Genomic DNA, 24,907 nt, shown 5'->3' on the forward strand with positions numbered 1-24,907 from the left:
TAAAAAAGGCGCCGATTCACGCGCCTCCGTTTGCTAACATAGTATGAGGTTGATATTGCCCGGCGGCGCACTGCCTGCCGGGCAACGTAGAACATTATTGGGTCACGTCAGCGCCAAACCATTTTTCAGAGAGCGCTTTTAAGGTGCCATCTTTTTGCATTTCCGCAATGGCGTTATCTACCGCCTTCAGCAAGTCTTCGTTGCCTTTACGTAACGCAACGCCGGACTCCTGACGCGAAAACGCATCACCGGTGACGGCCAGCGTACCTTTGGTTTTTTTCACCAGATCCAGCGCCGCCAGACGGTCGACTAAAATCGCGTCAATACGGCCTACGCGCAGATCCTGGTATTTTGTAGGATCATCGTCATAAGTACGGATATCCACACCCTGAACATGTTGACGTAGCCACTCTTCATAGTTAGTCCCCAGCCCAACGCCAACTTTTTTGCCCTGCAGATCGGCCGCCGTTTTGATCGTGCCTTCATTGCCTTTTTTCACCAGCGCCTGAACGCCGGAGACAGTGTAAGGCGTAGAGAAATCATATTTTTTCTTGCGGACGTCTGAAATCGTGACCTGGTTTATCACCACATCAATGCGTTTAGCGTCCAGCGACGCCAGTATTCCGTCCCATTTGGTCGGCTTCAGCGACGCTTTAACGCCCAGATGTTTTGCCAACGCCTCGGCGAAATCGACTTCAAAACCGGTTAATTTGCCGTCTTCACCCTGAAAACTAAACGGCGGATAGGTACCTTCCAGCCCTACCAGCAGCGTGCCGCGTTCTTTAACTTTGTTCAGCAAACCCTCATCGGCAAAGCTCTTCGCGCTCATTCCCGCCACCAGCGCTACAGCCATTACTCCCATCAGTGCCTGACGTCCCAGCAGTGCTAATTTCATAGTAACCCCGAATATTGCCGTTAATGACCATAGACTGTGTCCCGCCATGGCGCATCGTCACGTCTCGCGAACCTTTGGGGGACTCAGCCTAATGTAGAAGGTTTGCCACGTTTCACCAACACGACTCTGCTACATCTTATGCTTTTTTAATATATATCAGAACTGGCGGTAAAGGGGGATTTCTGTCTGGGCGCAATCTGCTGATGCGCTTTATATTGCTGGTATTTACGCAGTGCGATACGGTAATTATTGGTGCTGGTTTCCGGCAACCATGGCGCCAGGCTTTCATCGAGAAAACCGTCCTGCAGCAGATCGTGGGAAATGTTTTGCTCGCTGAGGTAATTGCCAAGACGTCGTAAACGCACGACATATTCCCGCACCGTGCCATGGCTCATCTCGGTTTGTTCAAACAAATACTGCTTGAAACCGATAATATCGAAAAAATCACTCTGCTTTTTGCAGTGCAAATCGCCGCAAAAGCGACACAGCGCCACCCACTCCTTCTGCTCCCGCTGCCAGGCAGCGTCGTCAAGTAGCATATCCAGCTGTGAAATAGCGATTTTATTAACGATCTTGCCACGGCGAACCAGCGTAATGCGGTCGAGCAGTTTGTGACAATGCGCGCAATGCGTCTGGCTGTGTTTAAAGTCTTTAAGATAGCGGCTCAAGGGCCGCCTTTTAGGTTGCTGCACCGTCATGAGAACTCCTGGTAGTCTATACGTTGTGCGGCACTTTTCGGGTGCGACCATGCGCGACCTATAACTTACCCAGTTTGGTGCGTAATCGTTTGATGGCCTGACTATGCAACTGGCTGACCCGCGATTCGCCGACTTCCAGTACTGCGCCAATCTCTTTGAGATTGAGCTCTTCCTGGTAATACAGCGTTAACACCAGTTGCTCGCGTTCCGGCAGCGATTCAATCGCATCCATTACCCGCTGTCGCAGGTCTCCCTCCAGCAGTTGATGTAACGGGTTTTCCTGTTGATGTTCTTCAGTCACCAGTTCGATGCTATCGCCATGCTCTTCCCGCCACTCATCGTAAGAGAAAAGTTGGCTGTTGTTGGTATCGAGCAACATCTGACGATACTCCGCAACAGGGATGCCAAGACGTTCCGCCACTTCGGTTTCCGTCGCATTACGCCCCAGTTCCTGCTCCAGTTGTCCCATCGCCTGCGCCACTTCGCGGGCATTACGCCGGACGCTACGCGGCACCCAATCGCGGCTGCGTAATTCATCCAGCATCGCCCCACGAATACGCTGCACTGCGTAAGTGGTAAATGCCGTTCCTTGCAAAGCGTCATATCGGTCGACCGCATTTAATAACCCGATGCCGCCCGCTTGTAGCAGATCGTCCAGTTCCACGCTCGCCGGCAATCGCACCTGCAGGCGCAATGCTTCGTGACGCACCAGCGGTACATAACGCTGCCACAGCGAGTGTTTATCCATTACACCTTCAGCGGTATACAGTGAATTCACGATAAACAGCCCTGCGTTAAATGAGTTATCGGCATGATTATCCGTTTCTACAGAGGGTTCTATCGAAGGAATAAGGCTATAAAAGAAGGGTTATTTCACTTATGTAACCTGTAGCGCCTTTTTTGCGGCTCAAAGAGCAGAATAAAATCAGCCAGATAGGATAAACGGGATGCGCAAAAGCCCACCCCGAACAAAACTATGTCAGAAGATGAATCATCGACAGATCGTCGCCAGTACGCACCGTTTCTATATGGCGATGAAAATTCGCCGCCACCTCGCTGTTATGCTGGCTGCGGGAGTGAAAACTATACACAATATTGGTAACGTCATCCCACTCAAGACGCCCGCGCTCATGCACGCTGGCTGCCGTTAATAGCTTAATAAACGCATATTCCGCCACGATAATATACAGCGCGCGTAACGGGTCGACATTCGGCTGGTTGGGGAAATTATTTTCCCAAATTTTATAGAGAATTAAATTTCTGAAAGCCCAGTTCTTCTGCTGCTCATCCGCCTGTAAACAGCGCGCTAATGAGGACTCAATATCGCTCACCTTCTGCTCCATTGAAACGCCCTCTTCCGCCGTCAGCACCCGCAGAAGGCACTGGATGTAGTGATCGAGGATAACACTGCCACGACTAAGCGGGAACGAGCGGAAATAGTCCTGCATCTGCAATACCAGCGAGGTTTTTACCTTGCTATCCGGCGCGATATTCATTAACTCCTGCGCCAGCACGCCGGTCTGCAACTGCTCAAGTAGCGCAGCATACACCTGTTCCAGTTCACCCAGCGCCGCATCATCAATTTTGGCAAATTTCTGCGTATACATGACAAATTTTATTAACGCATAGAGCGCGGCTTCCGTACTGCTGTTGGCATGGTTGATCAAACTCAGGCAAAACAGATTGAGTAACTTTTGCTGCGCTGGGAATAACGGCGCAGTATTGAATGTCTGCTGAATGATAGTTTTTTCGCCGAGCGCCATCGCGTCAGGATCGTTTAAAATGCGGGACGTCACCTCCGGGCAGGCAAGACTCAGGGAGTTACGTACCTCATTTTTATAGGTATGGTGCGCCCGCGGGAAAGAGGAACAGGTATGACTTAATGCCTTTGCGCCTAACGTTTTTTGTACCCGGCACAGACGGTCCTCATCCAGATAGGGACAATTCCCCAGCGCCGAAGGCAGCTTAATTTCGCCCCAGTGGCTGTTGTTCTTTTTCAGCAGAATAATATTATCTTGCGCGATGGTACGAATCGTCGCGTCTTTACTGGCGAGATACTTTTTAACCGTCGTCTTATCCAGCGTGATTTTCCAGCCCTTACAACAGTGGTCGCGGCAGGCCGAGCCAGAACAGGAAAAGCGGGTGACAAAGGCAGGTTCAGTGACGGTGATTTCTTTCATTACACAGGCTCCGGAATTAAAAAAGGCAGCTTTCGCTGCCTTGATTGTGTACCACGTGTCGGTGAATCAATCGCCGGATTAACGCAGTAAAGAGAGGACGTTTTGCGGAACCTGGTTCGCCTGCGCCAGAACGGAGGTACCGGCCTGCTGCAGGATCTGCGCGCGAGACATGTTGGAAACTTCGGTCGCGTAGTCGGAATCTTCGATACGGCTACGGGCAGAAGACAGGTTATTTACGGTATTGCCCAGGTTGGTGATAGCGGAGTTGAAACGGTTCTGTACCGCACCCAGGTCAGAACGCAGCGCATCAACCTGCGCCAGCGCGGCATCAATTTTAGCCAGTGGGTTTTCGGTGGTTGTAGCAGCCGCTTCAGCCAGCTCTGGCTGTGCTTTGAAGTTGTGACCAGCAGCTTTGCTGGCATTATAGGTTTTACCGTCGATAGAAACGACTTCAGTTTTACCGTCTGCGCCACCCAGTTGGTTCAGTGCAGTTTTAGTGTTGCCGCCTTTATCGGTATATTCAGTGGTGTTAATGCTGAACGATCCATCTTTATTTTTTGTTGCAGCATAAATATTAGCCCCAACTTTAACACCGAAACCGCCATCAATAGTCTTACCGTTTTTATCCGTATAAGACATCGTAACTAATTGGCCTTTTGCAGCATCAGCAGCACTAATACCACTGTCGGTCAACTGATCTTTAACTGCTGTACTGAGGGCTACAGGTTTTGGCTGCGTTTCGGTTACTGCCGTCGCCGTGGCTGGCATGCCTCCTGTCACTTTCGTGGTTGTCGGCATTGTAACAGTGCCATCATCTGCAACACTAACTTCATAAACACCATTTTTAGTAGCGTCGCCAGCGGTTAAACCTTCTACTTCAATAAAATATTTATTATCAGTTGCATCGAAGAAGACTTTACCATCCTTAATTGCAGCAGTACCGTTTGTTGCACCACCAACACCCGTTTTAAGAGCTGCATCATTAAGACCAGTGGTATTGAGTGTTGCCCCACCGCCGCTTTTAACTGCTTCGCTCTTCACATCATATTTTTTCTGCACATTCAGCGTATCCAGACCCAGGGTCTGAGAGTTGATCTGCTTCAGATCGATATCGATAGTTTCACCGTCGTTGGCACCAACCTGGATGGTCAGGGTGTTGTCCTGCGCCAGGACTTTCACGCCGTTGAACTGAGTCTGGCCGGATACACGGTCGATTTCGTTCAGGCGCTGGGTGATTTCTGCCTGGATGGAGTCGAGGTCAGACTGGGAGTTGGTGCTGTTAGCAGACTGAACCGCCAGTTCACGCACACGCTGCAGGTTGTTGTTGATTTCGTTCAGCGCGCCTTCAGTGGTCTGCGCAATAGAAATACCGTCGTTAGCGTTACGGGAAGCCTGAGTCAGACCTTTGATGTTCGCGGTAAAACGGTTAGCAATCGCCTGACCTGCCGCATCGTCTTTCGCGCTGTTGATACGCAGACCGGAAGACAGACGCTCGATAGCGGTGCCCAGAGCAGACTGGGATTTGTTCAGGTTATTCTGGGTCAACAGCGACAGGCTGTTTGTATTAATGACTTGTGCCATGATCTTTTCCTTATCAATTACAACTTGATGTTATTGGGCTGTTGCCCACGGTTTCTCACCGTAACCCTTGTATCGGCACCTGAATTTCGAACTTTAGAAAATTTTTCACTTCCCCCGATCTTTTTCTTAGGCGGCGAAATAGCCGCTTTATGCATCATTATTCCGCGCATTATTTTTGCAAAATTATCATTAAACTTTGCCTCCAGATTGCCGATAACGCGCTTAACTACTGTTTGCAATCAAAAAGGAAGAAGGCATGGCTTCAATTTCATCATTAGGTGTGGGATCAAACTTACCGTTAGACCAGTTGTTGACAGACCTGACAAAGAACGAAAAAGGACGCTTAACGCCAATTACCAAACAGCAGAGCGCGAATTCGGCAAAGCTAACCGCCTATGGCACATTGAAAAGCGCATTAGAAAAATTCCAGACGGCAAATACCGCGTTAAATAAAGCGGATTTATTTAAGTCTACCGTGGCGTCCAGCACCACTGAAGATCTCAAAGTCAGTACTACCGCTGGCGCTGCCGCAGGGACTTATAAGATTAACGTAACCCAGCTTGCCGCCGCACAGTCGCTGGCGACAAAAACCACCTTCGCGACCACCAAAGAGCAGTTGGGCGATACGTCGGTCACGTCCCGGACAATTAAAATTGAACAGCCGGGACGTAAAGAGCCGCTGGAAATTAAGCTGGATAAAGGCGACACCTCCATGGAGGCGATCCGTGACGCCATCAATGACGCCGACAGCGGTATCGCCGCCAGTATCGTTAAGGTCAAAGAGAACGAATTCCAGTTGGTGCTTACCGCCAATAGCGGTACTGACAATACGATGAAGATCACGGTGGAAGGCGATACAAAACTTAACGATCTACTCGCTTATGACAGCACCACCAATACCGGCAATATGCAAGAGCTGGTGAAAGCAGAAAACGCGAAGCTGAACGTAAACGGCATCGACATTGAGCGTCAGAGCAATACCGTAACCGACGCCCCTCAGGGAATTACACTCACCCTGACCAAGAAAGTGACCGACGCGACCGTGACGGTAACGAAAGATGATACCAAGGCGAAAGAGGCGATTAAATCCTGGGTGGATGCCTATAACTCGCTGGTGGATACCTTTAGCTCGTTAACCAAATATACCGCCGTTGAGCCGGGCGAAGAAGCCAGCGATAAAAACGGCGCGCTGTTAGGCGATAGTGTGGTTCGTACTATCCAGACCGGGATTCGGGCACAATTTGCCAATAGCGGCAGTAATTCTGCGTTCAAAACAATGGCGGAAATTGGCATCACCCAGGATGGGACTTCCGGCAAACTGAAGATTGATGATGATAAGCTGACCAAAGTATTGAAAGATAATACAGCCGCAGCGCGTGAGCTGCTGGTGGGCGATGGTAAAGAAACGGGGATCACCACCAAAATTGCCACCGAAGTGAAAAGTTATCTGGCGGATGACGGCATTATTGATAATGCGCAGGACAACGTTAACGCCACGCTGAAAAGCCTGACAAAACAGTACCTGTCCGTTAGCAATAGCATCGATGAAACCGTTGCCCGTTACAAGGCCCAGTTTACCCAACTGGATACCATGATGAGTAAACTGAATAACACCAGTAGTTATTTGACCCAGCAATTTACAGCTATGAACAAGTCCTGATAACAGAGGTCACCATGTACACCGCGAGCGGTATCAAAGCTTATGCGCAAGTCAGCGTGGAAAGCGCCGTGATGAGCGCCAGCCCGCATCAGTTGATTGAAATGTTGTTTGATGGCGCGAATAGCGCTCTGGTGCGCGCTCGCCTGTTTTTAGAACAAGGCGATGTTGTCGCGAAAGGTGAAGCGTTAAGCAAAGCCATCAATATTATCGATAACGGGCTGAAAGCCGGCCTCGATCAGGAAAAAGGCGGTGAGATTGCGACGAATCTTTCCGAGCTATACGACTATATGATTCGCCGTTTACTGCAGGCTAATTTGCGTAACGACGCTCAGGCCATCGAAGAAGTGGAAGGGTTACTCAGCAATATTGCAGAAGCCTGGAAACAGATTTCACCGAAAGCATCTTTCCAGGAGTCTCGTTAATGACCTCAACCGTGGAGTTTATCAACCGTTGGCAGCGTATTGCGCTGCTCAGTCAATCGCTGCTTGAACTTGCGCAGCGAGGTGAATGGGATCTCTTATTGCAACAAGAGGTCTCCTATCTGCAAAGTATTGAAACGGTGATGGAAAAGCAAACTCCACCGGGCATTACGCGAAGTATTCAGGATATGGTCGCCGGATACATCAAACAAACGCTGGATAATGAGCAGCTCCTGAAAGGGCTGCTGCAACAGCGACTGGATGAACTCAGTAGTTTGATCGGACAATCCACCCGCCAAAAATCACTCAACAACGCTTATGGGCGTCTTTCCGGTATGTTACTCGTGCCAGATGCGCCTGGCGCCTCATAATATTTTCCCGTCTCGTATGAAAATTCTTCCATACTCCAGAGGTCGGCTAAACGACTTCTGGAGCACGGAAGATGAAAAACCCCACGTTATTGCAGTACTTCCACTGGTATTATCCCGACGGCGGTAAACTCTGGCCTGAGCTGGCGGAACGTGCTGATGGGCTGAATGATATCGGTATCAATATGGTCTGGCTACCGCCCGCCTGTAAAGGCGCCTCCGGCGGCTATTCCGTAGGCTATGATACCTACGACCTGTTTGACCTCGGCGAATTTGACCAAAAAGGAACTATCGCGACAAAGTACGGCGATAAACGCCAGTTACTGACGGCGATAGACGCGCTCAAAAAAAATAATATTGCGGTGCTGCTCGACGTCGTCGTGAACCACAAAATGGGGGCAGACGAAAAAGAACGTATTCGCGTTCAGCGCGTGAATCAGGATGACCGCACGCAAATCGATGACAACATCATTGAATGCGAAGGCTGGACGCGCTACACCTTCCCTGCCCGCGCGGGCCAGTATTCCAACTTTATTTGGGACTATCACTGTTTTAGCGGCATTGATCACATCGAGAATCCCGACGAAGACGGCATTTTTAAGATCGTCAATGACTATACCGGCGATGGCTGGAACGATCAGGTTGATGATGAGATGGGTAATTTTGACTATCTGATGGGGGAAAATATCGATTTTCGCAATCACGCGGTTACGGAAGAGATTAAATATTGGGCTCGTTGGGTCATGGAACAAACCCATTGTGACGGCTTTCGCCTGGACGCGGTAAAACATATACCCGCCTGGTTTTATAAAGAATGGATTGAGCATGTACAGGCGGTTGCACCAAAACCGCTGTTTATTGTCGCAGAATACTGGTCGCATGAAGTGGATAAACTGCAAACGTACATCGATCAGGTCGACGGGAAAACCATGCTGTTCGACGCGCCGTTGCAGATGAAATTTCATGAAGCCTCGCGCCAGGGCGCGGAGTATGACATGCGCCACATATTCACCGGCACGCTGGTAGAAGCCGACCCTTTTCATGCGGTGACGCTGGTCGCTAACCACGATACACAACCGTTACAGGCGCTGGAAGCGCCGGTAGAACCCTGGTTCAAACCATTGGCCTATGCGCTGATCCTGCTTCGTGAAAACGGCGTACCGTCGGTGTTTTATCCCGATTTATACGGCGCCAGCTATGAGGATAGCGGCGAAAATGGCGAGACCTGTCGGGTCGACATGCCGGTGATTAACCAACTGGATCGGCTGATCCTTGCTCGTCAGCGTTTTGCGCACGGTATACAAACTCTCTTTTTCGATCATCCTAACTGTATCGCCTTTAGTCGCAGCGGTACTGAAGAGAATCCGGGCTGTGTGGTTGTACTTTCCAATGGCGACGACGGTGAAAAAACCCTCCTGCTCGGCGACAATTACGCTAACAAGACCTGGCGTGATTTTCTGGGAAACCGCAGTGAGCATGTTGTAACCAATGATCAAGGCGAAGCGACGTTCTTCTGCAACGCAGGCAGCGTCAGCGTGTGGGTCATTGAGGACGTGTGATGAGCGTTCCCGGCGGCAGAGCGCTGCCGGGAAGCGAAATTACGGCAGCGGCGTCGGCAGCGGCGTTTTTTCTAACGCGGCGGCGCACTCCGGCGTCGGACGAGCGACCCGTTGCAGCGTCATGCCATCATATTCCAGAGTATTCCCGTCGCGCTCAATTTCATAGAGCTCACGCTTAACCGTAACATTGGTTAAGTCATCGGAGAGCATGGTCAGCTTGCCCGGCAGAGCAATAACGCGCTGCCACTGGCGGCAGTCCAGCGTATCGCCTTCTTTAGTCACTACCAGGCTGGCGATAGCTTCAGGGCTCACCAGCTTACGTTGTGGGCCTTTTGACTGCCAGTACCCTTCCAGACCGGCCGGCGCGGGCGTTTTCACCACATCATTATAGTTTTCCACCTCGGCGCATCCGGCCAGAACCAGCAATGCTCCAACGATCGCTACTTTTTTCATCATTCATCCTGCATCAGAAGAAAGAGGAATTGTGGCATTAAAGCCCTGACGCCGCCAGCCTTTCCAGGCGCTGACCGCAATTTGATCCAGTCGGTATTACCGCTTATTAGGTGTAGGCAAATTCTGTGATCGGTGTAGTATGCGCACTTCTTGTTTCACACCTTCTGAGTTCAGAGGCTAAACACATGTCATGGCAACACTTCAAGCAAACCTGGTTAATTAAATTCTGGGCGCCGGCCCCTGCGGTGATCGCAGCCGGTATTCTCTCTACCTACTATTTTGGCATCACCGGCACGTTCTGGGCCGTGACGGGCGAATTTACCCGCTGGGGCGGGCAAATTTTGCAGCTTTTTGGCGTTCATGCCGAACAGTGGGGCTACTACAAGCTGATTCATCTGGAAGGTACGCCGCTGACGCGTATCGACGGCATGATGATCCTCGGCATGTTCGGCGGCTGTTTCGCCGCGGCGCTGTGGGCCAACAACGTAAAACTGCGTATGCCGCGCAGCCGAATCCGTATCGTACAGGCGGTGGTCGGAGGCATGATCGCTGGCTTCGGCGCGCGTCTGGCGATGGGGTGTAACCTGGCCGCCTTTTTTACCGGGATCCCGCAGTTCTCCCTACACGCGTGGTTCTTTGCGCTGGCGACCGCTATCGGCTCCTGGTTCGGCGCCCGCTTTACGTTGCTGCCGATATTTCGCATACCGGTGAAAATGCAAAAGGTCTCCGCGGCTTCGCCACTGACGCAGAAACCAGATCAGGCAAGACGGCGTTTCAGGCTCGGTATGCTGGTCTTTATCGGCATGATTGGCTGGGCGTTATTAACGGCAATGCATCAGCCGAAACTGGGGCTGGCGATGCTGTTCGGCGTCGGGTTTGGGCTGCTGATCGAGCGCGCGCAAATCTGCTTTACCTCGGCCTTTCGCGATCTGTGGATCTCCGGACGCGCCCATATGGCGAAAGCGATTATTTTCGGCATGGCGGTCAGCGCCATTGGTATTTTCAGCTACGTGCAGTTGGGCGTTGCACCTAAAATTATGTGGGCTGGCCCGAATGCGATCATTGGCGGACTGCTGTTCGGTTTTGGCATCGTGCTGGCGGGCGGCTGCGAAACCGGCTGGATGTACCGCGCAGTAGAAGGCCAGGTGCATTACTGGTGGGTGGGCCTCGGCAATGTCATCGGTTCAACCATCCTGGCTTACTACTGGGATGATTTCGCGCCCGCGCTGGCGACCAGTTGGGATAAAGTTAACCTGCTGAATACCTTTGGTCCGCTGGGCGGTCTGCTGGTCACCTACCTGTTATTATTTGCCGCGCTGATGTTAATTATCGGCTGGGAAAAACGTTTTTTCCGCCGTGCGGGGCTGACGCCTGCTAAGGAATCTGTATGAAAAATATCGTCCCTGATTACCGTCTGGATATGGTTGGCGAACCTTGCCCGTACCCGGCGGTCGCCACTCTGGAAGCGATGCCGCAGCTAAAAAAAGGGGAGATCCTGGAAGTGGTGAGCGACTGTCCGCAATCCATTAATAATATTCCACTGGATGCACGCAATCACGGCTATACGGTGCTGGATATCCAGCAGGATGGCCCGACAATTCGTTATCTGATTCAAAAATAAACGCATGCTCCCGCTGTACGTTACGGCGGGAGACCTTTTACGGCGTAACCGGCAAAAATCTAAAACGCATAAAAGAAATCAGACAAGGTCGTCTTGTGCGCCGTGGCATAAATCTATTATATAACGTATACCGTTTTAATTTTGTCTGAGTCGATGAAAAACCCATGACTATTTTAAGCAAAACATAAAATAATTATTATTTTCCCTCTACGTCATAAAAGACTATCAGGTATTTATATTTTTACTCACTGACATTATCAGGTGATGATTTATTTATGCACAGCAGAAGCCAAAAAAATGATAAAAATTATTTTCATCTCCATTATTGGAGTCGTCTGTCTTGCCGCTGCCCGTTACTCACCCGTCACAGTGGTCAATGCACATCCGAGCGCCATTGCCCGCTGTCTCGCTGATAATCTGTCCCCGTATGGGTATATACTGGATCTCCATGAAACAGATATTCCAGGCATTAATAAAGAATTTACCGTGTATTATCGCAACGGCGCATATATTGCAGGAACATTCTGGATTGCAAACTCAATGACAATAGCGTCAGAACGAATAGTAGGAATGAATGGCGTCAGTAAACAGGCGTACCCTATTTTTAATAAGTCCCTGCAACAATGTGCAACCCGCTTATCAATAAAATGAGCGCGCCTCGCAAAAAACAAGCCCACATAATCACGCACTGGTTGCATGGGCGTCGCGTCCCCGTCGCTGACTTAGGTAAGCGCCCGGGAGTTCGCTGCGGATGGGTTGTCAGCCCTGGCTTAAACCTGCATGGACATGACTTCCTGATACGCGGCGACCAGCTTGTTGCGCACCTGAATCCCCATTTGCATGGAGACGGACGCTTTTTGCATATCAGCCATCACGTCATTAAGCGCAATGCCCGGCTCACCCAGAGTGAATTTTTCCGCCTGAACGCGCGCCGCCGTCTGTCTGTCGCTAATACGATCCAGCGCAGCATGTAGCTGGCCGGCAAAACTCACCGTCGACTGCGAGTGCGTGTCTTGCCCGCGCGCGGCCATCGCCGTCGCCTGCAACTGGCTAATAACCCCTTCAATCCCCTGTATTGCTGCCATGCTATTCCCCTGGATGATTTTTTACGCAGCAGAGATTACCAGTTTGTCAATAAGATAAAGGCGTTAAATAACGATAAAAAACCTCGGTTTTTAGCGCATAGAAAAATTCGAAACCACAAATAATGAGACCGTCAATTTTTCGAGTTTGCTGACCCGGGAGTGAGTCTTGTTCCACTTTGCAAAAAACGCCGTCCACGATCAGTCACGAGGTGCGAGATGAGTGCGACTGCATCGACTGCAACCCAACCTAAACCTCTCGAGTGGCTTAATCGCCTACGCGCGAATCCCCGAATTCCGTTAATTGTGGCGGGTTCCGCTGCCGTGGCGATCGTCGTTGCGATGGTGCTGTGGGCCAAAACGCCCGATTACCGCACGCTATTTAGCAACCTTTCCGATCAGGACGGCGGCGCGATCGTCGCGCAGTTGACCCAGATGAATATCCCCTATCGCTTTGCCAATGGCAGCGGCGCGATTGAAGTGCCCGCCGACAAAGTGCATGAACTGCGTCTGCGTCTGGCGCAGCAGGGGCTGCCTAAAGGCGGCGCGGTAGGCTTTGAACTGCTTGATCAGGAAAAATTCGGTATCAGTCAGTTCAGCGAGCAGGTGAATTATCAGCGCGCGCTGGAAGGTGAACTGGCCCGGACGATCGAGACGCTGGGTCCGGTAAAAAGCGCCCGTGTTCACCTGGCGATGCCAAAGCCGTCGCTATTTGTGCGGGAACAAAAATCCCCTTCCGCCTCCGTCACCGTCACACTGGAACCGGGACGGGCGCTGGATGAAGGACAAATTAGCGCCGTGGTACATCTGGTTTCCAGCGCTGTCGCCGGTTTGCCGCCAGGAAACGTCACTCTGGTCGATCAATCCGGTCATCTGCTCACGCAATCCAATACCAGCGGTCGCGACCTTAATGACGCGCAATTAAAATTTGCTAATGATGTGGAAAGCCGCATCCAACGCCGTATCGAAGCCATTCTGTCGCCTATCGTCGGGAACGGTAATGTTCACGCTCAGGTAACCGCCCAGTTGGATTTTGCCAATAAAGAACAGACGGAAGAGCACTACAGCCCGAACGGCGATGCGTCGAAGGCCACCCTGCGTTCACGTCAGTTGAATATTAGCGAACAGGTAGGCGCGGGCTATCCCGGCGGCGTGCCTGGCGCGCTGTCGAACCAACCAGCGCCGCCTAACGAGGCGCCGATCGCCACGCCGCCGACCAATCAACAAAACGCGCAGAATACGCCACAAACCAGCACCAGTACTAACAGTAACAGCGCTGGCCCGCGCAATACACAGCGTAATGAAACCAGTAACTACGAAGTGGACCGCACCATTCGTCACACCAAAATGAATGTGGGCGATATTGAGCGTCTCTCCGTGGCCGTCGTGGTGAATTACAAAACGCTGGCGGACGGCAAACCGCTGCCATTGACCGCCGATCAGATGAAACAGATCGAGGATTTAACCCGTGAAGCGATGGGTTTTTCTGATAAACGCGGCGATACGCTAAACGTGGTGAATTCACCGTTTAGCGCAGTGGATAACACCGGCGGCGAACTGCCCTTCTGGCAACAGCAGTCCTTTATCGATCAGTTGCTCGCGGCAGGTCGCTGGTTGCTGGTACTGGTGGTGGCCTGGATTCTGTGGCGCAAAGCGGTACGTCCGCAGTTGACGCGCCGTGTTGAAGAAGCGAAAGCGGCGCAGGAACAGGCGCAGGTTCGTCAGGAAACCGAAGAAGCCGTGGAAGTACGCCTTAGCAAAGACGAGCAGCTCCAGCAACGCCGGGCTAACCAGCGTCTGGGCGCTGAGGTGATGAGCCAGCGTATTCGCGAAATGTCAGACAACGATCCGCGCGTGGTGGCGCTGGTCATTCGCCAGTGGATGAGTAACGATCATGAGTAATCTTAGCGGTACCGATAAAAGCGTCATTTTGTTGATGACCATTGGCGAAGACCGGGCGGCAGAGGTGTTTAAACACCTCTCCACCCGCGAAGTGCAGGCGTTAAGTACGGCGATGGCTAACGTGCGTCAGATCTCCAACAAACAACTGACGGACGTACTATCAGAGTTTGAACAAGAAGCGGAGCAGTTCGCCGCGCTGAATATTAACGCCAACGAATACCTGCGCTCCGTACTGGTTAAAGCGCTGGGCGAAGAACGCGCCTCCAGCCTGCTGGAAGATATTCTGGAAACGCGCGATACCACCAGCGGTATCGAAACGCTCAACTTTATGGAACCGCAGAGTGCCGCCGACCTGATCCGCGATGAACACCCGCAGATTATCGCCACCATTCTGGTCCACCTCAAACGCAGTCAGGCCGCCGATATTCTGGCGCTGTTTGACGAACGTCTGCGTCATGATGTGATGCTGCGTATCGCGACATTTGGCGGCGTACAGCCGGCGGCACTGGCGGAGTTGACCGAAGTGCTGAATGGCCTGCTCGACGGTCAGAACCTGAAACGCAGCAAAATGGGCGGCGTAAGAACCGCGGCGGAAATTATCAACCTGATGAAAACGCAGCAGGAAGAAGCGGTTATTACCGCTGTGCGCGAATTCGACGGCGAACTGGCGCAGAAAATCATCGACGAGATGTTCCTGTTCGAAAATCTGGTGGATGTGGACGATCGCAGTATCCAGCGTCTGTTGCAGGAAGTGGATTCCGAATCGCTGCTGATCGCTCTGAAAGGCGCCGAACCGCCATTACGCGAGAAGTTCCTGCGCAATATGTCCCAGCGCGCCGCCGATATCCTGCGCGACGACCTTGCCAACCGTGGCCCGGTTCGTCTGTCTCAGGTGGAAAACGAGCAGAAAGCGATTCTGCTTATTGTGCGTCGTCTGGCGGAAACCGGCGAAATGGTGATTGGCAGCGGCGAGGATACCTATGTCTAATGAATTGCCTTGGCAAGTCTGGACCCCCGACGATCTCGCCCCGCCGCCGGAGACGTTTGTGCCGGTTGAGGCTGATAACGTGACCTTGACAGACGATACGCCGGAGCCCGAACTCACTGCCGAACAGCAGCTGGAGCAGGAGCTGGCGCAGTTAAAAATACAGGCCCATGAACAAGGTTATAACGCCGGACTGGCGGAGGGACGGCAAAAAGGACACGCGCAGGGATACCAGGAAGGGTTAGCGCAGGGGCTGGAGCAAGGACAAGCTCAGGCGCAGACGCAGCAGGCGCCGATTCATGCCCGTATGCAGCAGTTAGTGAGCGAGTTTCAGAACACGCTTGACGCGCTCGATAGCGTTATCGCCTCACGGCTGATGCAAATGGCCCTGGAGGCCGCACGTCAGGTCATCGGCCAAACGCCGGCGGTGGACAATTCGGCGCTGATTAAACAGATCCAACAACTGTTGCAGCAAGAGCCGCTCTTTAGCGGCAAGCCGCAGTTGCGCGTGCATCCGGACGACTTACAGCGGGTGGAAGAGATGCTGGGCGCCACGCTCAGTCTTCACGGATGGCGGTTGCGCGGCGATCCAACGTTGCATCACGGCGGATGTAAAGTCTCCGCCGATGAGGGCGATCTGGACGCCAGCGTCGCTACTCGCTGGCAAGAGTTGTGTCGCCTGGCGGCGCCGGGAGTGCTCTGATGACCACGCGTCTGACCCGCTGGCTTACCGCGCTCGACAACTTTGAAGCAAAAATGGCGTTATTGCCGGCGGTGCGTCGTTATGGACGTTTAACCCGCGCCACTGGCCTGGTACTGGAGGCCACCGGTCTCCAGCTTCCGCTGGGCGCCACCTGCATTATTGAGCGCCAGGACGGCCCTGAAACCAAAGAGGTGGAATCGGAAGTCGTCGGTTTTAACGGCCAGCGTCTGTTTTTAATGCCGCTGGAAGAGGTCGAAGGCATTCTGCCCGGTGCCCGCGTTTACGCCCGTAACGGGCATGGCGACGGTCTGCAAAGCGGCAAACAGCTACCGCTCGGCCCGGCCTTGCTTGGTCGGGTGCTGGATGGCGGCGGTAAACCGCTCGACGGACTGCCTGCGCCGGATACGCTGGAAACTGGCGCGTTAATCACGCCGCCGTTTAACCCGCTACAGCGAACGCCAATCGAACATGTGTTGGATACCGGCGTACGCGCTATCAACGCGTTGTTAACCGTAGGGCGCGGTCAGCGTATGGGACTCTTTGCCGGTTCCGGCGTCGGTAAGTCGGTTCTGCTTGGCATGATGGCGCGCTACACGCGGGCGGACGTGATTGTCGTGGGACTTATCGGCGAACGTGGCCGCGAAGTTAAAGATTTTATCGAAAATATTCTCGGCCCCGACGGTCGCGCGCGTTCGGTGGTGATTGCCGCCCCGGCGGATGTCTCGCCGCTGCTGCGAATGCAGGGCGCCGCCTATGCCACCCGCATCGCCGAAGACTTTCGCGATCGCGGACAGCATGTGTTGCTGATTATGGATTCGCTGACGCGCTATGCGATGGCACAGCGTGAAATTGCGCTGGCAATCGGCGAACCACCAGCCACCAAAGGTTATCCGCCCTCGGTGTTCGCAAAGCTGCCGGCGCTGGTCGAGCGTGCCGGTAATGGTATCCATGGCGGCGGCTCTATCACCGCGTTTTATACCGTGTTGACCGAGGGGGACGACCAACAAGATCCCATTGCCGACTCGGCACGCGCAATCCTCGACGGGCACATTGTCTTGTCCCGCCGTCTGGCGGAGGCCGGGCACTATCCGGCCATTGATATCGAGGCGTCAATCAGCCGGGCGATGACCGCGCTCATTACCGAGCAGCACTATGCGCGGGTACGGCTATTTAAACAGTTGCTTTCCAGTTTCCAGCGTAACCGCGATCTGGTCAGCGTCGGCGCCTATGCCAAAGGCAGCGATCCGATGCTCGATAAAGCCATTACCTTATGGCCGCAACTGGAAGCGTTTTTACAGCAAGGCATTTTTGAACGGGCCGACTGGGAAGACTCTCTGCAGGCGCTCGATTTAATTTTCCCGACGGTGTGATAAAGCAGGAGGGCGACGATCATGGCACAACATGGCGCTCTGGAAACACTCAAAGATCTGGCCGAAAAAGAGGTAGATGACGCGGCGCGTTTACTGGGCGAAATGCGTCGCGGCTGCCAACAGGCGGAAGAACAGCTCAAAATGCTGATCGATTATCAGAATGAGTATCGCAGTAATTTGAACACCGATATGGGCAACGGCATCGCCAGTAATCGCTGGATCAACTATCAGCAGTTTATTCAGACACTGGAAAAGGCGATAGAGCAGCATCGCCTCCAGCTTACGCAGTGGACGCAAAAAGTCGACCTGGCGCTGAAGAGCTGGCGTGAGAAAAAGCAGCGACTTCAGGCCTGGCAAACCTTACAGGACCGACAAACCGCGGCAGCGCTGTTAGCTGAAAACCGCATGGATCAGAAAAAGATGGATGAATTTGCTCAGCGTGCAGCAATGAGGAAACCCGAATGATCACCCTGCCCCAACTGATCACCACCGATACCGACATGACCGCGGGTCTGACGTCAGGAAAAACCACCGGTTCAGCCGAGGACTTTCTGGCGCTCCTGGCGGGCGCGTTAGGCGCAGACGGCGCACAGGGCAAAGACGCCCGCATCACGCTGGCCGATTTACAGGCGGCAGGCGGCAAATTATCGAAAGAGTTACTGACCCAACATGGCGAGCCGGGCCAGGCGGTGAAGCTTGCCGACCTGCTGGCGCAAAAAGCGAATGCGACGGATGAAACGCTTACCGATCTGACACAAGCGCAGCATCTACTGTCTACGCTAACGCCATCGTTGAAAACCAGCGCTCTGGCCGCATTGAGTAAAACGGCGCAGCATGATGAGAAAACGCCCGCGCTGAGCGATGAGGATCTTGCCAGTCTGAGCGCCTTATTCGCCATGCTGCCCGGACAACCTGTCGCGACGCCTGTCGCCGGAGAGACGCCGGCTGAAAATCACATCGCCTTGCCGTCACTGTTGCGCGGCGACATGCCATCGGCGCCGCAGGAAGAGACACATACGCTCTCTTTTAGCGAGCATGAAAAAGGGAAAACCGAGGCGTCGCTTGCGCGCGCCAGCGACGATCGCGCCACGGGTCCAGCACTGACGCCGCTGGTGGTCGCTGCCGCCGCGACCAGCGCGAAAGTGGAGGTGGATAGCCCGTCCGCGCCAGTAACGCATGGCGCGGCAATGCCGACGCTCAGCAGCGCCACGGCGCAACCGCAACCGCTACCTGTCGCCTCAGCCCCGGTACTCAGCGCGCCGTTAGGCAGCCATGAATGGCAGCAAACGTTCAGTCAGCAGGTCATGTTATTTACGCGTCAGGGACAGCAAAGCGCGCAGCTTCGATTGCATCCGGAAGAGTTAGGTCAGGTGCATATTTCGCTCAAGCTGGATGACAATCAGGCGCAGCTCCAGATGGTATCGCCGCACAGCCATGTCCGCGCCGCGCTGGAAGCCGCCCTGCCCATGTTGCGCACTCAGTTGGCGGAAAGCGGCATTCAGTTGGGACAAAGCAGTATCAGTAGCGAAAGCTTTGCCGGACAGCAGCAGTCTTCGTCGCAACAGCAGTCTGCCCGCGCCCAACACCCGGACGCGTTTGGCGCTGAAGATGACATAGCGTTAGCGGCGCCGGCCTCGCTTCAGGCCGCCGCGCGCGGCAATGGCGCAGTGGATATCTTCGCCTAACGCCAGAGGTAGCATGATTATCCGCGTCTTTTCCACGCTTTGTCGTGGACAGGACACGGGATAATCAGCCAATAAGCAGTACCGAAACAGGAAGCCCGTATCAGATGACTGACTCCGCGATTAACAAAAAGAGCAAACGCTCGATTTGGATACCTTTGCTGGTGTTGATTACCCTCGCCGCCTGCGCGACCGCCGGTTATAGCTACTGGCGTATGCAGCAGCAACCGACCACGAACGCTAAAGCAGAACCGGCTCCGCCGCCTGCGCCGGTATTTTTTGCGCTGGATACGTTTACCGTCAATCTGGGCGATGCGGATCGCGTGTTGTATATCGGCGTGACCCTGCGTCTGAAAGACGAAGCGACGCGCGCGCGATTAAATGAATATCTGCCGGAAGTGCGCAGCCGTCTGCTGTTGTTGTTTTCCCGCCAGAATGCCGCCGAGCTCTCAACAGAAGCTGGCAAACAAAAACTGATTGCCGCCATTAAAGAGACGCTGGCCGCGCCGCTCGTTGCCGGACAACCAAAACAGGTCGTCACTGACGTGCTTTATACAGCTTTTATTCTGCGGTAACGATATGGGCGATAGTATTCTTTCTCAGGCTGAAATCGATGCGCTGTTGAACGGCGACAGCGACACCAAAGACGAACCCACTCCCGGTATCGCAAGCGATAGCGATATTCGCCCTTACGATCCCAATACCCAGCGTCGCGTCGTGCGTGAACGCTTGCAGGCGCTGGAGATTATTAACGAGCGTTTCGCACGCCAGTTCCGGATGGGATTATTTAACCTGCTGCGCCGCAGCCCGGATATTACCGTGGGCGCCATACGTATTCAGCCGTATCACGAATTTGCGCGTAACCTGCCGGTACCGACCAACCTGAACCTGATCCACCTGAAGCCGCTACGCGGCACCGGGCTGGTGGTGTTCTCGCCGAGTCTGGTGTTTATTGCCGTCGATAACCTGTTCGGCGGCGACGGCCGTTTTCCGACCAAAGTCGAGGGCCGCGAGTTTACCCATACGGAACAGCGTGTCATCAACCGTATGCTGAAACTGGCGCTGGAAGGCTATAGCGACGCATGGAAAGCCATTAATCCGCTGGAAGTGGAGTATGTACGTTCCGAAATGCAGGTGAAATTTACCAATATCACCACCTCGCCGAACGATATCGTCGTCAATACGCCGTTTCATGTGGAGATCGGCAATCTGACCGGTGAATTTAACATCTGTCTGCCATTTAGCATGATCGAGCCGCTGCGTGAGCTGCTGGTGAATCCGCCGCTGGAAAACTCGCGCCATGAAGATCAGAACTGGCGTGATAACCTGGTGCGCCAGGTTCAGCACTCTGAACTGGAGCTGGTGGCCAATTTTGCCGATATTCCGTTACGTCTTTCCCAGATTTTGAAGCTGAAACCCGGCGATGTACTGCCGATTGAAAAACCCGACCGCATTATTGCTCATGTGGACGGCGTTCCGGTACTCACCAGCCAATATGGCACCGTAAACGGACAGTATGCGCTACGCGTAGAACATTTGATCAACCCAATTTTGAATTCGCTGAATGAGGAACAGCCCAAATGAGTGACATGAATAATCCGTCCGATGAGAATACTGGCGCATTGGATGATCTGTGGGCTGACGCGTTAAACGAGCAAAAAGCGACCACCAATAAAAGCGCCGCCGACGCGGTTTTCCAACAGCTTGGCGGCGGCGATGTCAGCGGTGCTATGCAGGATATCGATCTGATTATGGATATCCCGGTCAAACTGACCGTAGAGCTGGGCCGCACGCGAATGACCATTAAAGAACTGTTGCGTCTGACGCAGGGGTCGGTCGTCGCGCTGGACGGGCTGGCGGGCGAGCCGCTGGATATCCTGATTAATGGCTACCTGATTGCCCAGGGTGAAGTGGTCGTCGTGGCGGATAAATACGGCGTACGTATCACCGATATTATTACGCCATCCGAGCGTATGCGTCGTTTGAGTCGTTAATGATGAAGACAGAGGCCACGGTTTCTCAGCCCACCGCGCCAGCCGGATCGCCGCTCATGCAGGTGAGCGGCGCATTAATTGGCATTATTGCGCTCATTCTGGCGGCGGCCTGGGTGATTAAGCGTATGGGATTCGCGCCCAAAGGAAATAGCGTCCGGGGGCTCAAGGTGTCAGCCAGCGCCTCGCTTGGCCCGCGCGAACGCGTGGTGATTGTCGAGGTCGAAAATGCGCGTCTGGTACTGGGCGTGACCGCCTCGCAGATCAACCTGCTGCACACCCTCCCGCCCGCGGAGAATGGCACGGAAGCACCCGTTGCCCCACCAGCGGATTTCCAGAACATGATGAAGAGCTTACTCAAGCGTTCCGGGAGATCCTGATGCGCCGTTTGTTATTCCTTTCTCTGGCGGGTCTGTGGCTTTTTAGTCCCGCCGCTGCTGCGCAACTGCCGGGGCTTATCAGCCAACCATTAGCGGGCGGAGGCCAAAGCTGGTCATTATCCGTCCAGACGCTGGTTTTCATCACCTCGCTGACGTTTCTGCCGGCGATTTTACTGATGATGACGAGCTTCACGCGTATCATCATTGTTTTTGGCCTGTTGCGTAACGCGCTGGGCACGCCCTCGGCACCGCCAAACCAGGTGTTACTCGGACTGGCGTTGTTTTTGACCTTTTTTATTATGTCGCCCGTCATTGACAAGATTTACGTGGATGCTTACCAGCCGTTTAGCGAGCAGAAAATTTCTATGCAGGAAGCGCTGGACAAAGGCGCGCAACCGTTACGCGCGTTCATGCTGCGCCAAACCCGCGAAGCCGATCTGGCGCTGTTTGCCCGTCTGGCCAATAGCGGTCCGTTACAGGGACCGGAAGCAGTACCGATGCGTATCCTCCTGCCCGCTTATGTCACCAGCGAATTAAAGACGGCGTTTCAGATCGGTTTTACGATTTTCATCCCTTTTTTGATTATCGACCTGGTGATCGCCAGCGTATTGATGGCGTTAGGGATGATGATGGTGCCGCCAGCGACAATCGCCCTGCCGTTTAAGCTGATGCTGTTTGTGCTGGTCGATGGTTGGCAATTGCTTGTGGGGTCGCTGGCCCAAAGCTTTTACAGTTAGAGGCGCAAAATGACTCCTGAATCCGTCATGATGATGGGCACCGAGGCGATGAAAGTCGCTCTCGCCCTGGCTGCGCCGCTGTTACTCGTCGCGCTGATTACCGGCCTCATTATCAGCATCTTGCAGGCCGCGACTCAGATTAATGAAATGACGCTGTCGTTTATCCCTAAAATCGTCGCGGTATTCATCGCAATTATCGTTGCCGGCCCGTGGATGCTCAACCTGCTGCTGGATTACGTGCGCACTCTGTTCAGCAATTTACCTTATATCATCGGATAAACAGAACGATGATACAGGTTACAAGCGAGCAATGGCTATACTGGCTGCATCTCTATTTCTGGCCTTTGCTGCGCGTACTGGCGCTGATTTCAACGGCGCCAATTCTCAGCGAGCGCGCTATTCCCAAGCGGGTAAAACTGGGGTTGGGAATAATGATTACCCTTGTTATCGCGCCGTCGCTACCGGCAAACGATACGCCGCTTTTTTCTATTGCCGCCTTATGGCTGGCGATGCAACAAATTCTGATCGGTATTGCGCTGGGATTTACCATGCAATTCGCCTTTGCGGCGGTGCGTACCGCAGGTGAGTTTATCGGTCTGCAAATGGGGCTTTCCTTTGCCACCTTCGTCGACCCGGGCAGCCACCTGAATATGCCGGTTCTGGCGCGTATTATGGATATGCTCGCCATGCTACTGTTTCTCACCTTTAATGGCCATTTGTGGCTTATTTCGCTGCTGGTCGATACCTTCCACACTCTGCCCATCGGTAGTAACCCGGTGAACAGTAATGCATTTATGGCGCTCGCCAGGGCCGGTGGGCTCATTTTCTTAAACGGACTGATGCTGGCATTGCCGGTCATTACCCTCCTGCTTACGCTCAACCTGGCGCTGGGGCTATTAAACCGCATGGCGCCGCAGCTCTCGATATTTGTTATCGGTTTCCCGCTTACCCTCACCGTCGGCATTATGCTGATGGCCGCGCTAATGCCATTAATTGCGCCGTTTTGCGAACATTTATTCAGCGAAATTTTCAATTTGCTTGCTGATATTGTTAGCGAGATGCCGATAAATAATAACCCATAATTTTTATCCTGTTTTACTAAGGTTTATCCGAAAATAAATTTTAAAAAACATTCACCAGGATATATCCGCTGCCCCTTATTTGTTTTTACTTCACTCACATAACGCAACATTCACTTTACTTTAAGATGATTCCTGGCAAATTATATGTAACTTTACGGGATAGTAAGTTCGCCTGAAAAACCGCGTAAGCGTTGTCTAAGGTGACTATTCGTGTTCCGTCTGATTATGGTGAGTTATTCAGGTAAGGGGAATTATCGTTACGCATTGAGTGAGGGTATGCCATGTCAACGATTATTATGGATTTATGCAGTTACACCCGGCTAGGGTTAAGCGGGTATCTGGTCAGCAGAGGGGTGAAAAAAAGGGAAATCAACGACATCGAAACCGTTGACGAACTCGCTATCGCTTGTGGCGCGCATCAGCCTTCGGTGGTGTTTATTAATGAGGACTGTTTCATTCATACGCCTTCAGACAGTCAACAAATAAAGCAAATCATTAATCAACATCCTGACACTTTATTTATTGTTTTTATGGCAATTGCTAATGTGCATTTTGATGAATATTTATTAGTAAGAAAAAACTTATTGATTAGCTCAAAATCGATTAAACCTGACTCGCTGGATACCATTCTTGGCGATATTCTGAAAAAAGAGTCGGGTATTTCAGGAACCATAAATTTACCAACATTATCGTTAAGTCGAACTGAATCCAGCATGTTGCGAATGTGGATGGAAGGTCAGGGAACCATTCAGATTTCTGACAGAATGAATATTAAAGCAAAAACAGTATCCTCCCATAAGGGGAATATAAAAAGAAAGATAAAAACGCATAATAAACAAGTGATCTATCATGTAGTACGGCTGACAGATAACGTCACTAACGGCATTTTTGTTAACATGCGCTGAGACATCCGGACTGGCAATGTACCTCCAGTCCGGCTCAATTAGTCCTGCTCCGCCTTCTCGACAAAAATACCATCCTGGTGACCTGACTCATTGAAGAACCAGATGCCGAGCGGGTAATCCTCCAGCGAAACCAGGTACATTGTGCCTTCACTAAATTCTTCCACTGCCAGTACCACGCCCGGTCGGCGGGGACCGCCGTCCGTTTTAACGGTTACCCGATCATTCACCTTCATCATTTTCCTCCTGTCGCTTTGTGCCAGTGTAGAACAATTTTCTGCGTCTGACAGCGCCTTGCCGGCGTGTTTGCTGGTTTTCTCAACGGTCTATACTTAGGCTGTCAGGAACCCGTGAGGTAGTGAAGATGAAAACGGCAAAAGAGTACAGTGATACGGCCAAGCGCGAAGTGAGCGTCGATGTAGATGCGCTACTGGCGGCCATCAATGAAATCAGCGAAAGCGAGGTTCACCGTAGCCAGGAAGATCCTGAGCGGGTGAGCGTAGACGGACGGGAATATCATACATGGCATGAATTAGCTGAAGCATTCGAGCTGGATATTCATGATTTTAGTGTAACAGAAGTAAACCGTTAAAAATGGCCGAAAAAAATCCCGGCCCTACGGGTCGGGATCAAACTTGCTTATGCAAGAAGCACTTG

At 52.7% G+C, this 24,907-nt stretch carries 30 protein-coding genes; 22 read left to right on the forward strand and 8 right to left on the reverse strand.

From position 1 onward, the window contains the following. Positions 1 to 94 precede the first annotated feature (94 nt). The 5 genes from tcyJ to ACLJRE_RS08440 all read right to left on the reverse strand — a co-directional run bounded on the left by tcyJ (position 95) and on the right by ACLJRE_RS08440 (position 5,354). Positions 95 to 895, reverse strand: a complete 801-nt coding sequence (gene tcyJ, locus ACLJRE_RS08420) for a cystine ABC transporter substrate-binding protein (RefSeq protein WP_000761634.1) — start codon at positions 893 to 895, stop codon at positions 95 to 97. Between the two features lie 146 nt (positions 896 to 1,041). Beyond that, on the reverse strand, positions 1,042 to 1,593 hold the full coding sequence (gene fliZ, locus ACLJRE_RS08425) for a flagella biosynthesis regulatory protein FliZ (RefSeq protein ID WP_000218080.1): 552 nt from the start codon (positions 1,591 to 1,593) through the stop codon (positions 1,042 to 1,044). A gap of 58 nt (positions 1,594 to 1,651) precedes the next feature. Beyond that, positions 1,652 to 2,371 (reverse strand): RNA polymerase sigma factor FliA, encoded by a 720-nt coding sequence (locus ACLJRE_RS08430; RefSeq protein ID WP_001087453.1) that lies wholly within the window; start codon positions 2,369 to 2,371, stop codon positions 1,652 to 1,654. A gap of 196 nt (positions 2,372 to 2,567) precedes the next feature. Then, positions 2,568 to 3,773, reverse strand: a complete 1,206-nt coding sequence (fliB, locus tag ACLJRE_RS08435; RefSeq protein WP_023212506.1) for a flagellin lysine-N-methylase — start codon at positions 3,771 to 3,773, stop codon at positions 2,568 to 2,570. 78 nt (positions 3,774 to 3,851) lie between these two features. Further along, positions 3,852 to 5,354, reverse strand: coding sequence for a FliC/FljB family flagellin (locus ACLJRE_RS08440; RefSeq protein WP_023212507.1), 1,503 nt, complete (start codon positions 5,352 to 5,354; stop codon positions 3,852 to 3,854). Between the two features lie 256 nt (positions 5,355 to 5,610). Here ACLJRE_RS08440 and fliD point away from each other — a divergent pair, with 256 nt between their 5' ends. The 4 genes from fliD to amyA all read left to right on the forward strand — a co-directional run bounded on the left by fliD (position 5,611) and on the right by amyA (position 9,360). Further along, positions 5,611 to 7,014 (forward strand): flagellar filament capping protein FliD, encoded by a 1,404-nt coding sequence (gene fliD, locus ACLJRE_RS08445; RefSeq protein WP_000146802.1) that lies wholly within the window; start codon positions 5,611 to 5,613, stop codon positions 7,012 to 7,014. A 14-nt stretch (positions 7,015 to 7,028) separates the two neighbouring features. Continuing rightward, the gene (fliS, locus tag ACLJRE_RS08450; protein ID WP_000287764.1) at positions 7,029 to 7,436 is read left to right on the forward strand and encodes a flagellar export chaperone FliS; all 408 of its coding nucleotides are present in this window, start codon (positions 7,029 to 7,031) and stop codon (positions 7,434 to 7,436) included. Further along, positions 7,436 to 7,804 carry a flagella biosynthesis regulatory protein FliT gene (gene fliT, locus ACLJRE_RS08455; RefSeq protein ID WP_000204899.1) on the forward strand — a complete coding sequence of 123 codons (369 nt, stop codon included), beginning with the start codon at positions 7,436 to 7,438 and terminating at the stop codon, positions 7,802 to 7,804. Before fliS ends, fliT begins: the two co-directional genes overlap by 1 nt. A 71-nt stretch (positions 7,805 to 7,875) precedes the next feature. Continuing rightward, the gene (gene amyA / locus ACLJRE_RS08460) at positions 7,876 to 9,360 is read left to right on the forward strand and encodes an alpha-amylase (RefSeq protein WP_023212508.1); all 1,485 of its coding nucleotides are present in this window, start codon (positions 7,876 to 7,878) and stop codon (positions 9,358 to 9,360) included. A 39-nt stretch (positions 9,361 to 9,399) separates the two neighbouring features. Here the strand turns inward: amyA and yedD are convergent, their stop codons facing one another. Further along, positions 9,400 to 9,813, reverse strand: a complete 414-nt coding sequence (gene yedD, locus ACLJRE_RS08465) for a lipoprotein YedD (RefSeq protein ID WP_000754694.1) — start codon at positions 9,811 to 9,813, stop codon at positions 9,400 to 9,402. A gap of 185 nt (positions 9,814 to 9,998) precedes the next feature. Between yedD and yedE the strand changes: the two genes are divergently transcribed. From yedE to ACLJRE_RS08480, 3 genes are all read left to right on the forward strand, one after another. After that, complete coding sequence (yedE, locus tag ACLJRE_RS08470) at positions 9,999 to 11,204, forward strand: selenium metabolism membrane protein YedE/FdhT (RefSeq protein ID WP_023212509.1); 1,206 nt, start codon at positions 9,999 to 10,001, stop codon at positions 11,202 to 11,204. After that, on the forward strand, positions 11,201 to 11,434 hold the full coding sequence (gene yedF, locus ACLJRE_RS08475; RefSeq protein WP_000790504.1) for a sulfurtransferase-like selenium metabolism protein YedF: 234 nt from the start codon (positions 11,201 to 11,203) through the stop codon (positions 11,432 to 11,434). Before yedE ends, yedF begins: the two co-directional genes overlap by 4 nt. A 264-nt stretch (positions 11,435 to 11,698) precedes the next feature. Further along, complete coding sequence (locus ACLJRE_RS08480; protein WP_000639596.1) at positions 11,699 to 12,085, forward strand: hypothetical protein; 387 nt, start codon at positions 11,699 to 11,701, stop codon at positions 12,083 to 12,085. A 119-nt stretch (positions 12,086 to 12,204) separates the two neighbouring features. Here ACLJRE_RS08480 and fliE read toward each other — a convergent pair whose 3' ends face one another. Further along, on the reverse strand, positions 12,205 to 12,519 hold the full coding sequence (gene fliE, locus ACLJRE_RS08485) for a flagellar hook-basal body complex protein FliE (protein ID WP_000719037.1): 315 nt from the start codon (positions 12,517 to 12,519) through the stop codon (positions 12,205 to 12,207). Positions 12,520 to 12,735: 216 nt separating this feature from the next. Here fliE and fliF point away from each other — a divergent pair, with 216 nt between their 5' ends. The 14 genes from fliF to rcsA all read left to right on the forward strand — a co-directional run bounded on the left by fliF (position 12,736) and on the right by rcsA (position 24,253). Next, positions 12,736 to 14,418: a flagellar basal-body MS-ring/collar protein FliF gene (gene fliF, locus ACLJRE_RS08490; protein ID WP_001276832.1), complete on the forward strand. Its 1,683-nt coding sequence runs from the start codon at positions 12,736 to 12,738 to the stop codon at positions 14,416 to 14,418. Further along, complete coding sequence (gene fliG, locus ACLJRE_RS08495) at positions 14,411 to 15,406, forward strand: flagellar motor switch protein FliG (RefSeq protein WP_000067735.1); 996 nt, start codon at positions 14,411 to 14,413, stop codon at positions 15,404 to 15,406. The genes fliF and fliG overlap by 8 nt, the downstream gene beginning before the upstream one ends. Then, complete coding sequence (fliH, locus tag ACLJRE_RS08500; protein WP_000064158.1) at positions 15,399 to 16,106, forward strand: flagellar assembly protein FliH; 708 nt, start codon at positions 15,399 to 15,401, stop codon at positions 16,104 to 16,106. The genes fliG and fliH overlap by 8 nt, the downstream gene beginning before the upstream one ends. Then, positions 16,106 to 17,476: a flagellar protein export ATPase FliI gene (gene fliI / locus ACLJRE_RS08505; protein WP_000213257.1), complete on the forward strand. Its 1,371-nt coding sequence runs from the start codon at positions 16,106 to 16,108 to the stop codon at positions 17,474 to 17,476. Before fliH ends, fliI begins: the two co-directional genes overlap by 1 nt. A 21-nt stretch (positions 17,477 to 17,497) precedes the next feature. Next, on the forward strand, positions 17,498 to 17,941 hold the full coding sequence (gene fliJ / locus ACLJRE_RS08510; protein WP_000046981.1) for a flagellar export protein FliJ: 444 nt from the start codon (positions 17,498 to 17,500) through the stop codon (positions 17,939 to 17,941). Then, the gene (gene fliK, locus ACLJRE_RS08515) at positions 17,938 to 19,161 is read left to right on the forward strand and encodes a flagellar hook length control protein FliK (protein ID WP_000631670.1); all 1,224 of its coding nucleotides are present in this window, start codon (positions 17,938 to 17,940) and stop codon (positions 19,159 to 19,161) included. The genes fliJ and fliK overlap by 4 nt, the downstream gene beginning before the upstream one ends. A 104-nt stretch (positions 19,162 to 19,265) precedes the next feature. After that, positions 19,266 to 19,733, forward strand: coding sequence for a flagellar basal body-associated protein FliL (gene fliL, locus ACLJRE_RS08520; protein WP_000132169.1), 468 nt, complete (start codon positions 19,266 to 19,268; stop codon positions 19,731 to 19,733). A gap of 4 nt (positions 19,734 to 19,737) precedes the next feature. Then, positions 19,738 to 20,742 carry a flagellar motor switch protein FliM gene (gene fliM, locus ACLJRE_RS08525; RefSeq protein ID WP_000502811.1) on the forward strand — a complete coding sequence of 335 codons (1,005 nt, stop codon included), beginning with the start codon at positions 19,738 to 19,740 and terminating at the stop codon, positions 20,740 to 20,742. Further along, a complete protein-coding gene (gene fliN, locus ACLJRE_RS08530) occupies positions 20,739 to 21,152 on the forward strand; it encodes a flagellar motor switch protein FliN (protein WP_001282111.1) in 414 nt (137 codons plus the stop codon). Before fliM ends, fliN begins: the two co-directional genes overlap by 4 nt. After that, the gene (gene fliO, locus ACLJRE_RS08535; protein WP_001826368.1) at positions 21,152 to 21,529 is read left to right on the forward strand and encodes a flagellar biosynthetic protein FliO; all 378 of its coding nucleotides are present in this window, start codon (positions 21,152 to 21,154) and stop codon (positions 21,527 to 21,529) included. The genes fliN and fliO overlap by 1 nt, the downstream gene beginning before the upstream one ends. Then, complete coding sequence (fliP, locus tag ACLJRE_RS08540; protein ID WP_001253411.1) at positions 21,529 to 22,266, forward strand: flagellar type III secretion system pore protein FliP; 738 nt, start codon at positions 21,529 to 21,531, stop codon at positions 22,264 to 22,266. The genes fliO and fliP overlap by 1 nt, the downstream gene beginning before the upstream one ends. A gap of 9 nt (positions 22,267 to 22,275) precedes the next feature. Then, positions 22,276 to 22,545, forward strand: coding sequence for a flagellar biosynthesis protein FliQ (gene fliQ / locus ACLJRE_RS08545; RefSeq protein WP_000187355.1), 270 nt, complete (start codon positions 22,276 to 22,278; stop codon positions 22,543 to 22,545). 8 nt (positions 22,546 to 22,553) lie between these two features. Then, the gene (gene fliR / locus ACLJRE_RS08550; protein WP_000616953.1) at positions 22,554 to 23,348 is read left to right on the forward strand and encodes a flagellar biosynthetic protein FliR; all 795 of its coding nucleotides are present in this window, start codon (positions 22,554 to 22,556) and stop codon (positions 23,346 to 23,348) included. Between the two features lie 281 nt (positions 23,349 to 23,629). Beyond that, on the forward strand, positions 23,630 to 24,253 hold the full coding sequence (gene rcsA, locus ACLJRE_RS08555; RefSeq protein ID WP_000103971.1) for a transcriptional regulator RcsA: 624 nt from the start codon (positions 23,630 to 23,632) through the stop codon (positions 24,251 to 24,253). Between the two features lie 38 nt (positions 24,254 to 24,291). On the opposite strand, the gene dsrB is transcribed toward rcsA, so the two are convergent. Further along, the gene (gene dsrB / locus ACLJRE_RS08560; RefSeq protein ID WP_000867218.1) at positions 24,292 to 24,486 is read right to left on the reverse strand and encodes a protein DsrB; all 195 of its coding nucleotides are present in this window, start codon (positions 24,484 to 24,486) and stop codon (positions 24,292 to 24,294) included. Positions 24,487 to 24,614: 128 nt separating this feature from the next. Here dsrB and yodD point away from each other — a divergent pair, with 128 nt between their 5' ends. Then, the gene (yodD, locus tag ACLJRE_RS08565) at positions 24,615 to 24,842 is read left to right on the forward strand and encodes a YodD family peroxide/acid resistance protein (RefSeq protein WP_000844798.1); all 228 of its coding nucleotides are present in this window, start codon (positions 24,615 to 24,617) and stop codon (positions 24,840 to 24,842) included. Positions 24,843 to 24,907 lie beyond the last annotated feature (65 nt).

Origin of the sequence: Salmonella sp. SAL04157, from assembly GCF_046551635.1 — a bacterium.
Classification (GTDB): Bacteria; Pseudomonadota; Gammaproteobacteria; order Enterobacterales; family Enterobacteriaceae; genus Salmonella; species Salmonella enterica.